Source organism: Burkholderia contaminans, from assembly GCF_029633825.1.
In the GTDB taxonomy this organism is placed as follows: domain Bacteria; phylum Pseudomonadota; class Gammaproteobacteria; order Burkholderiales; family Burkholderiaceae; genus Burkholderia; species Burkholderia contaminans.
The window spans coordinates 1,559,731-1,572,319 of sequence record NZ_CP090640.1 but is presented as its reverse complement, the minus strand read 5'-3'; the positions used below and the strand labels follow the sequence as shown (position 1 = coordinate 1,572,319).

10 protein-coding genes are annotated in these 12,589 nt (G+C 56.3%); 3 read left to right on the top strand and 7 right to left on the bottom strand.

The genetic code is table 11. The features are described 5' to 3' along the window. Positions 1 to 25: 25 nt before the first annotated feature. From LXE91_RS07355 to LXE91_RS07345, 3 genes are all read left to right on the top strand, one after another. Complete coding sequence (locus tag LXE91_RS07355) at positions 26 to 163, top strand: hypothetical protein (protein ID WP_006400880.1); 138 nt, start codon at positions 26 to 28, stop codon at positions 161 to 163. A 3-nt stretch (positions 164 to 166) separates the two neighbouring features. Then, positions 167 to 919, top strand: a complete 753-nt coding sequence (locus tag LXE91_RS07350; protein WP_186311774.1) for an HNH endonuclease signature motif containing protein — start codon at positions 167 to 169, stop codon at positions 917 to 919. Between the two features lie 268 nt (positions 920 to 1,187). Further along, a complete protein-coding gene (locus tag LXE91_RS07345; RefSeq protein WP_069301846.1) occupies positions 1,188 to 2,348 on the top strand; it encodes a hypothetical protein in 1,161 nt (386 codons plus the stop codon). A 130-nt stretch (positions 2,349 to 2,478) separates the two neighbouring features. On the opposite strand, the gene LXE91_RS07340 is transcribed toward LXE91_RS07345, so the two are convergent. From LXE91_RS07340 to LXE91_RS07310, 7 genes are all read right to left on the bottom strand, one after another. Next, positions 2,479 to 3,366, bottom strand: coding sequence for a hypothetical protein (locus tag LXE91_RS07340; protein WP_141716939.1), 888 nt, complete (start codon positions 3,364 to 3,366; stop codon positions 2,479 to 2,481). Positions 3,367 to 3,716: 350 nt separating this feature from the next. Beyond that, complete coding sequence (locus LXE91_RS07335; RefSeq protein WP_039352183.1) at positions 3,717 to 6,911, bottom strand: metallophosphoesterase; 3,195 nt, start codon at positions 6,909 to 6,911, stop codon at positions 3,717 to 3,719. A gap of 498 nt (positions 6,912 to 7,409) precedes the next feature. After that, positions 7,410 to 8,075 (bottom strand): HhH-GDP family DNA glycosylase, encoded by a 666-nt coding sequence (locus LXE91_RS07330; protein WP_039352181.1) that lies wholly within the window; start codon positions 8,073 to 8,075, stop codon positions 7,410 to 7,412. Next, positions 8,072 to 8,692, bottom strand: coding sequence for a 7-cyano-7-deazaguanine synthase (locus LXE91_RS07325; protein WP_039352178.1), 621 nt, complete (start codon positions 8,690 to 8,692; stop codon positions 8,072 to 8,074). Before LXE91_RS07325 ends, LXE91_RS07330 begins: the two co-directional genes overlap by 4 nt. Continuing rightward, positions 8,689 to 10,020, bottom strand: a complete 1,332-nt coding sequence (locus LXE91_RS07320; protein ID WP_223274417.1) for a nucleoside 2-deoxyribosyltransferase — start codon at positions 10,018 to 10,020, stop codon at positions 8,689 to 8,691. Before LXE91_RS07320 ends, LXE91_RS07325 begins: the two co-directional genes overlap by 4 nt. Before the next feature lie 2 nt (positions 10,021 to 10,022). After that, complete coding sequence (locus LXE91_RS07315) at positions 10,023 to 10,520, bottom strand: hypothetical protein (protein ID WP_223274416.1); 498 nt, start codon at positions 10,518 to 10,520, stop codon at positions 10,023 to 10,025. A gap of 392 nt (positions 10,521 to 10,912) precedes the next feature. Further along, a complete protein-coding gene (locus LXE91_RS07310) occupies positions 10,913 to 12,589 on the bottom strand; it encodes a hypothetical protein (RefSeq protein ID WP_039352172.1) in 1,677 nt (558 codons plus the stop codon).

Below are 12,589 nucleotides of genomic sequence, written 5' to 3'. Positions count from 1 at the left end.
AAGGCTAACGCCCGTCGTTGATCACATGCGCAACACCACCGCCGAGCCGGAACGGCTATCCCGTTTCGGTCGCGTGATCAGCTGTTTCGGTTCGCTGATCACTCATTCCGGGAACGTGATCACCCGCTTCGGCAAGATGATCGCTCGTTTCGGAAACCGGTGATAAGTGATCACCTTCGACCGAAACGACCGATCACCATCAATCGGAACCACTGATCACGTTCAACCGAAATCGCTGATCACGCTCGCCGAAATACGCAGCACGCTCGCGTACAAGGGATATCGCGTCTTGCTGTACATCAGGGACATCATGTCAATCGGCCATCAGGAAAGTATGCCCCGCTACCATCTCGCATATTGCCGAACTCTCGATAAGATGCGCCGGAACGCTCGATTTGACCGATACGTTGTGGCGAATGGAGACAGCGGGAGATTTCAGGTCAACGTCATCGAGAGTGACGTAAAGACCCAGCACGTCAGATTGAACGTATGTCAAAACTGTCTGGACGAAATCCATTGGAACGGATTCGACATGAAGATGCCACGCGATGGACGTCTCACCCTTGTTTCCAAATTTTCCCTTCCAGATTTCTTCAAGAAATACCCGCGCGACCTGATGGCAGTCAAACCAGTGCACTCCTCCGATACAGCGCCGCTCAATGTCTATTCGCAGGATTGGAACGAAATATCGGAACGTACCAAACGGCAACGAGGCTATCGATGCGCCGCGTGCAACACAATGCTCCGACAAACGGATTCAAAATTTCTACATGTCCACCATCGAAATGGCCAGAAGTACGACAACCGTGACTCAAATCTCGAGGTGCTCTGTATAGGATGTCATGCGGAAGAACCGATGCACGGCCATATGAGGGCCTTGCGTGAGTACCAGGAGTACGTCGAGCGATATCGACGCTAGGGTATTTCAAAATATGGGGCGCCACATCGCTCCACCGCTGAACAGTGCCAAAAGCGGTAGCACATCGCTTCAGCGAAGGTTCCCCAGCTCAGAATCCGTCGTCGAAAGGACGCGCAGAAGTGTACGAACAGGTCGACGAGCTTGTATTTGCGGGCAAGCCGTAATCCGCCGGCCTCTGAGACTACTCTAGCCTCCCTTGTGCTGTCTGGGGATGCGCTTCGAACACAGCCTTGACACCCGGTTTTCCGAAAGACATCGAGGGACTGGCATGCCATCAGAAACTCAAAATTTCGAACGCGAAAAGCTCTACGAGGAAATTTGGTCTGAACCTGTCAGCAAGGTGGCGAAGAGGTATCAAATCTCCGACGTCGGTCTTCGAAAGATATGCGTCAACCTCAACATACCCGTTCCACCCGTGGGTTACTGGGCAAAAGTCGCCGCCGGTCAGACTGTTAAGAAGCCATCCTTGGCGCCGACGAAAGGGCCGACAACGTACCAGCGCACCATATATAAAAACACACTCGACGATGAACGTTCGACGCGCACTCAGGCTAGGATTGATGAGGATGCCGCTCACGCCCCCGAAGTACCGGTTGTCGCACCTCGTACCTCGGTCGATGATTGCCTGCCGCTCATCAAGCGTATGGCGAAGAAGCTTGGGGGCAAACAGCGAGATTCTCGAGACTGGCCCTATTGCGACGGCGCCGGGCTCATGCGTATCTCCGTTTCGGAGCAAAACTCGTTGCGCGCGCTCCTCGTGCTAAACCAGCTACTGGAGACATTGTCGGCGGCAGGCTATCGACTTTCTACAGCGGGCAACGAGGAGGACTCCGCTTATGTTTCTGTCTTGGATGCCAAGCTAACGTTCCGCGTAAAGGAGCGGAGTCGGCAGGAGAAGGTTCCCCTCACACGAGAGCAAGCTGCTGAGAACAAACGGCTCGGATACAACTGGCACAGCCAGCGCTCCATCTATCACCCCACGAACGAACTTGAAATATCAGTATTCCGTCCCGGACACAGCTACGCCGAAGCAAGCACTGCTGATACACGAAGCGCTCCAATTGAGACAAAGATTCAGGCATTTGTTGGCAAGCTGCGTCGTCTGGTCATTCGAGATTCCGTCAATGCAGAGATAGCTGCCGAACAACGAGTCATTGCGGAGGCCAAGGAGGCGGAACGTGCACGACTTGAAGAAATTCGCCGGATAGAGCTGGACCGTTTGAAGCAGGTCGAGGAATGGGCATTGAAGCTCGAGCGAGCCAACCGGCTACGAGCACTGGCGTCCGAGTTCAAATCAAAAAAACTGACCGCGTCGGACGATGTCGTAGATGCAGCGTGGATACTGCGGGCGGCCGACTGGTTAGACCCGACCGTCGATTCCCGTTGGGATGCCGTGGACGATGTTCCACCACGATACGGCAGTCGGTAGCCCGAGTTACCACGCGTCTTCTTCGGTGCCAGCCACATCCAGGATGCTTGACACCACGAACATCGCTCCGCTCACTGCAACGCGAGCAGCCAAAGCGGCTCACCGGACGCCCGAGCGATTTCGGCAGGCGTCACCCCGTGGCCGCCACGGCTCTAGCCTTTTTAACGCCCTTGGTGTGTTCGACTCGACCGGACGCTCCCCACTGAGCGAGCACGCCCGCACTTGGCGAGCTGACGGTGATGTGCGTGAGCTTCGCCAGCAGCACGCACTGGAGCCAATCTTCCTCATACAAGTGGTCGACCGTGGCGCCTCGAGTGCTTGCCATGCAGCCAATCGCATGGCCATTGCGGTCCTTGGTAACCGTACCTTCGACCTCCATCGTCAGGCCTTCGATGGCTCTCTTGGCTGCATCCGGAGAGAGTTTGAGCGTTTTGGTGAGGTCGCGATAAACGATGGCGTCTTTCGTCGAATAGCTATCTTTCGGAAAGACGCCCATGTACGTGCCCGCCACGGCGCCTATGCCAATGACCCGGTATGAGACCGGTGTGACCTCCTTGGTTACGTTGTATGCATTGGATTCCAGCTTGGGCGCTCCGTACGACACTTCCCGCACGAAGGTGAGATAGTCAAGAGAGCTAACACTATAGGCCGGACGAACAGTGAGAGTGAGTTGCTCTTTGTCCGCATCGTAGGAATACGTCGGCCCTCGCTCGCCTTCCTTGTCTGCGGGAATGTAAATCTTGAAGTGCCGGCCGACCAAGGCGGCGTCGTTAAAGCCCTTGGAGAACTCGTCCGGCCGCTTGTAGTCCATCGCAGCATGCAGATAGTTCGCGATGGTTTCATCGTCGAGTCCGTCGGCGGGCAGCGCCAATGGGGCCTTCGATGCCGTTGTCAATTCCGGTGCAGAGGCCGTGCTCGCGATGTCGGGAGGTGGCCGTTGGTCGCATGCCGTCAAGGTGAAATTCAGGCAGATGGCGCTCGCCAACGTAACGAACCAGCGCGGCTCACGCATTGACATAGGGACGTTGCGCCGCAGCCAGGATAGACGTGACTTTTTTCTCACGTCGCGCCGAGCGGCTCAGCCGCCATGTGAGCCCCGTAGTGTCAAGTAATACTAGCTCACGGTCGGGAAAGTGCCTTTCCGAAAGAACCCCTAGCGCCGTTCCGCGAGCTCGCGATTCTTACTCGCGGAAGTCTTCTCCGTCGCCGCAGTGGCCTCGTACGGCCCACTGGACGTCATGCCTACCCTAAGGCTAGCCACTCGGGTGCCAGGCTAGCGCTTCGCGTAAAGAAACGAAGTCGACAAGAGAAGGTTCACCTCATAGGCACTCCGCAGCCGCCAACCGGGCTGCGGAGTCCGTCACTGTATCAAGACGACTCGCCATTGCCCTCGTTCTTGGCGTCCTTCGTTTTTTCCAGAACGGCGTCGATAGCCTTCTCGTTCCGCAGTAGGAAAGACTTATGGAGCCGTCCCAAGAGATTCCTCGTATTTGACGGCTGCCTGCTATGGCCTGGAAGCTTCTTGGCGTCAGCACGCACCTCGTTGGCCAACTGGATTCGCAAATCGATGCCAACGGCTTGCGCTAGCTGCTGTCGTTCGTCTATTGGAAGCGAGAACATGTACATGTGCCGCGCGACAATCCCTTGGAGCAATCGGTGGCCAAAAACATTCGCCTTCACCTTCTTCGCTAGTTGCTCAATGGCAGCCATTGGGACATGTCCTGGATAGCTCAGCTGCGCAGCGATGCTGACCAGATTGAATGTGTCATGCCCCTCTCGCGCAACCTGCTCGACCGTTTCCTTCAGTTTTGGTGACCCCACCAGTTCACCCTGCCGGGCAAGGAGGCCCTCTGCAAACATTCCCAGAGAGTAAAAAATCAACCTCTGTGCGTGTCTATCCGCGTCCTCTTTCGAGAGCTTGGGCAGCCGGTCAATCAATTTAGCACTGACCTCCTCCATCAATGCTTCGGGGGCCTCGTTGACAAGTATCAGGAACCTATTGATGCCGCGCAGGGGGCCTTCAAATAATTCACGGACAAGTTCACGTTTGAAGGACTTGTCGAGAGAACCGTATCGATTCTTGAGTATCTGTCCGAGTATTTCGCTTGTTTTGAAGAGCAAATTCAGCTGAGCGACCTGGTCCAACTCCTCGAGGGACGCAACCTCCTCTTCCGGTTCATGCTCCGGCAACCTCGAAGCCTCATCGGCTCGCTCCCGCTCGGACGAGCGATTGGCTTCAACATTGCTGGCATCGACGATTATCTTTGCGCGTTGCGTGACCCACTTGTTTAAGACAGCGGTGTCGCGTTGCAGGTCAAAAGGTGAAACATCAGCGACTAGCTTCGCAAGAACTCCTGCAACTTCCCGAATTATCCATTTACTGGCACTATGATGCGTCAAAAACAGAACGATGTTGGCGTTGTCCCGGAGATAGAGATGCTGGCACGCATGGAGCACCATATCGCGAAGCTCAGGTCTGTCCTCGATATTATCCGCAATATATTTTGCAGCAAAGAAGTAGCGAATATACTCGTACCGAAATGAGTAGCTACTCCCGGTTTTCGCTAACACTTTGCATCTAGTCAGCAGCTCCAGTCTAGTCGCGAGGTCGGTGCGATGAATGTTGGTCGAAAATTCAGAATTAAATCGCTCAAGGTCAGTTTCGTCGAGACTCTTTACGCTGTTAGAGTGAAAGAGCCATGCGAGATGTGCGAGGTAGCTAAAAACTTCATCGAGTTCCTCGCCCCGAAGCTTCGCTTGGAACAAGCTTCGTCGAATAAGGAACTCATAATATTCAGCCATCCCGGAATTGGCTAGTGAACCTTTTGCGCTGACCTCGAGGGACTGCAACAGAACCAATACATTGAATGCCGTCGTTGGAACAAGTCCTTTCCCAATAACTGCATCGATTATGGTTTCGGCATCGTGAACACGCGCCTGGAGGTCGGCATGCGGGTATGCATCACCTAGCGTCAACCACCGTCGGATAAGCGACGACCGTAGCTTGTACCCAAAACCGAGAAGCCTATATTGCGAAAACCGGGCACCCACCTCGGCGGTGCGAGCTGATGAAAGCTCCGCTATGTCAAACCGTTCGCTCACAGAAACGACTGCTTGCTGGAAATGACGGTCAACGTACTCCAGTGCCTTTGCAAGTGTCTCTGGTCGATGACTGGTTCTGTCCAAGTCGTCGACGAGGAGCACCTTTGAGGTTTTCTCTAGTTGACCATATCGAGTGGCCGTATCAGGCCCGTACTGCGACTCGATGGCATTATGCAGCATGCGCTCCAGCCGTTCATCCGACTCACTTAAGAGGTCGCGACCGGTCACCAGCACCGGCACGTAGCCTGCATTAAAATATGCTTTATAAAGTGTGTGTAAGAGCGCCGTTTTACCAAATTGGTCATCTCCACGGACCAGAGCCTTACCTATTTTATTGATTTGCTTTGCGAGGATTTCGGCACTAATGGTCTTCGGCCCGTCCAGTTCAAGCCCAGAAAGCTCATGCAAGTCTGGATACACGAAAATGTCGGATAGGACAATACGTTCCTTGCTCGGATGAGTGAACGTGGCGCCGACGTCTTCGAGACGCGCTTTCGTTTCGTCAGTTAATGCGAATCCGTCATTTCGCCGAGGGGGTAGCGGAACGAAGGAGTCCCAGACTGCATCTCCGTCCGTCGGCATGTATCGCTGCCCATCCCACGAGAAATCTACTTTTGCAAACAGTTGTTTGTCTAGGTCAAGCTTCACAACAGAGAACGAACTCACACCGTCCGCCTCATGCGGGTCGAGAGCGCCTGCTTCAAGGTTCAAACTGTCACCGAATTGCAGGTCGCTTACCGTTGACGCGCTTGCCGAATGCTCGTGCCCGGACATCACGACCTGATACTGACTGCGGCAAAGCTCCCTCAGCGGATGATAGGTGCCCTGTGCGTACCAGTTCAGCGGATGATGCATCAGTGCAATGCGCACCGACGCGTTCCCCTTCGCGAGATTCAGGTACCGCTTTACCGGGAAAACGAGCTTGCCGGGCGTCTCAGGGACCTGCGACAACCAACTGGCGTTGATAGCGCTGAATGCGATAACGTGGTTATCGACCTTCACCTCGTGCTCCACCCACAGCCGGTCCCTAAAGGTCACGTAATCGGACGAAAAGCGCTCCGAAAACGAAAAATAATGGACCTGCGGAGCTACGCAGGCGTCAATTACACTGTTGTCGATAACCCCGTCATTAATAACACTATCGATAATTGCTTTTCGCGCGGCATTTTGTTGTTTGAATGTGCCGTCGTGATTTCCGGGAACAGTGACCATGTAGACAATCGCGTCACTCGCTACCCGGGCGCGAATACAATCGAGTAGGTTACTAAAGAACCTTTCGGCCAATGTGTATTCCGCCTCAGCACCACCGTACGCGATATCTCCAGTCACCACAACGAATACCGCACGAACGTCGGGCAAAAGATTGTTGGCAGTTGCGCAAATTTTTTCCCACCTATCAAGGACATGTGTTTTTGTCTCTTTGATATGGATGTCGCTGAGATGGAGGATAGCGATTTTCATTTTTTTCTGACGACCCCGACACGCAATCCTCAAGTCTACTATAGGCCTCCTTTCCCGCACACCAACTGGTCCAAAAACCGTACCCGAGTGGACGTAGAGTGCTTCGGCGACGTCTGTCGAAATAGAGTCGAGTCACGCGATGCCCCGTCCAACAGATGTCGTCGCAAGGTACCCTCTTGATGAAGTCCCCGTCACGATGCATCAGCTGACTAATGATTCCGCGAATCAGGTCACCGCGCGCTCGACGCCCTCGGCCGCCCTTGCAGCCTGGCGCAAAGTTGCGACCGCACTGAAGCACGCAAGTGGTACCTCACGTCCACTCCGGGAACTGGCAACTCTTTTGCAAGGCTGGCGCAGTGGACGACCAAGTGGCATTAGACGGTCCGACCGAGTCAACTTTGCAAACGGTGTCCTGAACGTCAAAGCCGAACCGACGAAAATGGAATCACGGTCTTTGGGATATGGGACTCGCACAAAGGTGCGCGCCACGACCGGCGCCTAGACTCCGAGAGTCAGCTGTACCGGAGACGACCCTGCGGCTCTGCGCCATAGCCAAGCGTCGAATTCACGTCTCGGTAGTGAAAGAAGGTCTGCTGCACAGCAGAAGGACTTATGCAGGAAGTGATAGTCGTCGTTCTCGACCCCGACCAACTTTGCGAATGTCCGTACGTGGCGGTCAACTGCAATAGAGTCGAGGCCAATGAGACACGCCATGTAGTCTACGGTCTTCGGTCCGATGCCGTTGACCGTTTGAATCGCATCACGGAACTGCTCGGACGCCAATCCGGCGCGCAAGTCCTTCACGTCATCGATTCCCCAGTCGTCCATGAAAGCGACCAACGCTTCGAAACGACTCACTTTCTCGTGGTGGCGCCAGTTCAAGAATGCGCCGGCGTTGCCATCTCGTACCAACGAAACCAACGAGGAAATCGTATGGCGAGTGGGGTGCACCCGCAAGATAGCCAGCACCCGAGGACGCACAACCGTTGTGTAGTTCAGCCCAGCTTGAAGCACCGAATCCGCAAGAACCGCGCCCATATGCTCGCACGTAGTACGCGAATGCTTTTCGTCAAATAGCGCGCCCTCATCCTTCGCGTGGTCAGCAATGCGACGTGCTGCGAGCAACACTTCGAAGGCTGACGCTTTGTCGCCAATCCTGCTCATACCAACTTTGCCTCTTTCAATGCGTTTAGTCGTTCTACGCAGTTCGGACAGGCACCGCATGGAAAATTTGAAGACGCTTGGCACGAGTAGGTGCGTCCGATAGGCACACCAAGCTCCGCAGCCGTTCTAGCCACATCGGCCTTGGACGAATAGCGGAACGGAGAGTGAAAACGAACGGGACCAATGCTCGATGTGAGTCCATCGAGGCTGTTCATAAACGCGGCGGTACAGTCAATTTCTTTGGCGTGGTTGCTGTTGATGAAGCCGGTATAAACATCCAGGATACCAACCGTTTGTGCGCGCGCTGCCGCAGCAGCAAAGAACAGCATCGTTCGGTACGGGATGTACAAGTCGTCGTCCTGGACCTCTTCACTCCAGAGGTCAGCTTCGCGAATCAGCCGCGACTGCGAACCTCTGAAGATATCCGAGATGTCGAACCGCTCAGGCCGCTGCATATCGGCTGGCAAGACTTCATTGACTCGACTCCACTCAATCTCTACGCAATGTTGCCCGTAGTCGAAAAAAATGGGGACGACCTCGACGCCCGTAGTCGCGAGCTGGTAACCAGCGGTCGTTGAATCCAGCCCACCAGAGGCCAGAAGAAGCGCTCTTTTCATCGCGATTCGGCCCTCAATTTGGCAAGAGCTTCGAAAGTGCCGTTGAGGCACACGTCAAGGTCGGCGGAGTATACCGAACTTCCGACGACGACCATCGTGTTCTCATTTTCCCGCCGTGGGTCATAGGTGATGACGGGCTTCCCCATCGCGATTGCCATGCCGATTTCGACGAGCGTGCCAGGGTCACGGTCGAACGGAACCGCGAAGACGGCGTCGCACTCCTTGAGCAGCTGACAGTCCATGTAATACGTGCGACGCAGGTCGGCTTCGCTCGCAGGCCGCTTCAGCTCGCCGTTCTCCTGAATGGGGCGACGCACTTTGAAGTTGTGATACTTGAGGCTATCCGCGGCTCGCTCGAGTTCCTGCTTCTCAACGTAGGAGAAATCCGGGCCGGCGAGGTAGATTGGATAGCGCGGCCGGTCGTGCCAAGGAAGCACGGTCCCGCCGAGCGACTGCAGCGCATCGAGAGACAGCAGGAAACCTCGTTGCACGTCGCGCTTGATGTCGTCGGGGAACGTGGACTGCGTGTACTCCGTCGCAGCCTGACAGCCGCGCCACGCGGCTTCAGTCCATCCCTTGTGAGAGAGGCCGACCATCACAGCGGTGTAGACGTCGCCAACTCCGACAGAGTTAATCGTTTTGCCAAGGGTCGCGGGTATTTCTTCGACGCCGCCGTCGAGTAAATCGAAGAGCCGGCTGCCGCCACGATTTTCCTTCAACAAGAACACGTCCGGTGACAGCTTCTTGACCGCGGCTATCAATCCGCCAATCTCGTCCTTGCCGAGCCGCTCGAACAACGAAGACGATGTCGAGATGATGAGCGCCTGCGTGCGCCCGCTGTATGTCTCGAGCGCTGACAAGTCGTCCAGGTCATACGCGATGTCGAACGAGAAGCGCGCGTCCGGAGAGAAAACGCTAGTGAGTTCGTTGATATCGAACCGACCGGGGAAGATAACGACCTTCTGGTAAGCATCGAGCCGCGGAAGCGGGTCACGGAATTTCACCACCTTGGTGTCGCGCATCAAATCTTCGTAGCCTTGATGCGAGACCTCCGTCGCGTCTCCAATCAAAATGACGTTCGGTGCGCCGACGACATCACCAAGCCAGATGAACTCCTTACAGCCGCACTCCTTCAGATAGCGCTTCGCTTCGTCTACTAGAAACTGCGGACAGACTGCCGCCACGGAGTAATCGAGGCCTGCCGCCCAAAGTCCTCGCGCAGCGTGCGCGACGCCACCCAAACGAAGCTTGCATATCGCACCATGGCGCGCGAGCGTGTAGTCGACAAACAGCTCCCCAACAATCAGAACTGCGTCTGTGGGGGCCATGATTATTGCGGAACGAAGTCAGCTTCGACGGTGGGAACAGGCTTGTCCGCCGAACTCTTCGCGACGCCGACATAAGACACGCCGCCCGCCAAGCAGGTCGCAAGATAGTTGAATGATGTGGGAAGCGCGCCCACCTTCACACCGTTCACGTCGACTGCGAAGATGCGCTTTTTATCAAAGAAGATGCCCAGCTGGGTGCCGGGCGCCGGCACTTTCTTGAATTGTGAATAGAAGTCGCACTGGCCGACATCCTCCAGCAGAGTCGCGAACGCCTGTTTGCATTTGTCGACGCCGCTCGCGCCGCCGGCCATGCCAGTTCCGTCTCCTGCGACTTCCTTGGCCTGCGTGCCGGGATAGTCCGAAAAATTGCCCGAGCCTGAGCTTCCCATGATGCCCCGTTGAGTGGTTGATGAGGTCTCTTCCTGCGATGTCTGCGCTTTGTTCTTCAGAAAAGAGTATAGGAATTTGAAATCCAGTTGCCACGATTTCGGCACGCGCATCGCAATCTATGCTCAGTGCATTACGAGTATAGAAAAGCCCTTAACTGGATGGCAAGAGACCGATTGTGCACCAGCGAACGCGACCGTGTCTTCTCGCTACGGTTCAGGTGGGACATGGCGAGGCAGTTCGACTCGTCTATGCTGCCGGCGAGAACATTCAGTGATTTCGGGCAGAGGGCAAGTATGCGGTGGAGCAGTCGGACTTATGGAAACTATAGTGCGGCCACAATTTCATTTGGCTCGCAGATGGCGACGATGCGCTAGACCAGCTCATCGACTGAAGTACACCGGTAGCGTTCACGTCGAAGATTGAGCCCACCAATTATCTCGGTAGTGTATGCAGCTTCCAAGCGGCACTTCGCGACGGCACCGCGGCCGCCGCGTTTCCTTTATCAGCTTGCAGCCAGTCGCCTGCGGCCCGCCGCGGTGAGCGCAAAGGTGCCGTCGTCGTAACGCTTCACAAGCCCACACTGGGCCAGCAGTAGCAGTGCATGAAAGAGTCGGTCGGCCATCAGCCCAACGCCGCCAATGCCACCACGGCTTGCCACTCGCTCAAGGCCGTTGTCGCCCTGCATGAACAGGAAGCGGTTGCGCCCATCGTACGTGCGCTCTTGAACGACAGAAAAATGCAGCAGCACCACGTAAAACTGCACGACGTGCGCGATGAATTCAGCCGGACGTGAATTCTCGTAGCGCTCAAGGAGGTCGCGCAGGGTTGTCAGCGAGAGCCGGTCCGTTTCGAACTGCTGCTGCACATACAGGTTCGACAGCAAGTTGCGTGCCTCAACTGCGCAATACACGAGCGCGATATAGCTGTTGCGTAGCGCAAGCAGCTCTTCCTCGCTGCGCTGTGCAAAATTGCATACGTGCTGAAGCTGCCCAAGCATTTCCTCGAGGCGCAGTGAAGCGACGAACGGCGACGCTTCATAGAAGGACCCATAGGCGCCCTTCAGTTGCTCAAGCTGTGTGACTAGGCTGCTAACGCTTTGACGATGCTCTTCGGGCAGCGCCCGCTCAAGCGCGGCACCGATGCCGTCGGCGCAATCCTGAATTTCGCGCGGACCTTCGTCGACCGTCGCATCGTGAATCCAGCTCGACACGTTGCGAAACAGGGTGTCGAGCGCCAGACGCTGGTACTGACGCAGTTGCAGGTTTGCCCACCAGCCTTGCACCTCCTCAATGTCTCGCAGGTCGAGCCGCTCACCTGCCAGACTATAGCCGCGCGCCATCGTGTAGCGAATGCTCGAGACCGCGACACCACGCGTGCCCTGGTCCTTCGCATGCGGCTGTTCCGCCTCGAGCGCGCGCAGTGCGAGCGTCAGCCCACTCCAGCGGTTGGTCCAGCGCGGGCCGATGGCGACCTCCGCATCGTCCGGGTAATACTGCGCAACGAACGCCTGCATCTCCTCCGGCGAGGGCTCACGCAAGTCAAGCATCTCGCCCATAGCGAGCACGTCATCCCGACGAACGGTTACCTTATTGACGTCTGCCAGCCAGTCGCGTCGCGGATGGTCCGCAATCGCCGCCTCATAGCCATCGGCCAGCGCTTCGCCCGCCGTCGTCAGCCGATAGGTGCCGGGCAGCGCTGACGACTCGGCCAGGAAGCGCATTCCGTTCACCAGGCTTGGCCGATACTGCGGAGCGGTGAGGAAGTGCGCACCCTCGCCAACGACGAAATCCGGGTCCACCTCGAGGCGCCGCGCAGCCATGTTGCCAGGCATGTTCTTGAAGCTCAGCGTTTCGCGTCGGTTGTCTTCCGGGTAACGACGGTCGGCCCCCGCGAGACCGGGCACTTCCTGCATCTTGTTGTACCAGGTCAGCAGCAGCTGAATCTTCTCGATACCCGCCTTCGAAAGCGCTGCGATGTCAGGCTCGTGAGCCTTGGCCGCGGCTAGGTCAATCTGCCGCACCATCCAGCAGATGGCCGAGTAGACGCGGACGAACTCGACGGCATTGTTGATGCCCGGGTAGATGGAACGGTACAGAGCCTCGATGACGGCGGCAGTGCCCAGCGGGTCAACGCTCTGAGTATCGTCGACGTACTGGGTGAAGTGCGGCATGTCGAGCAT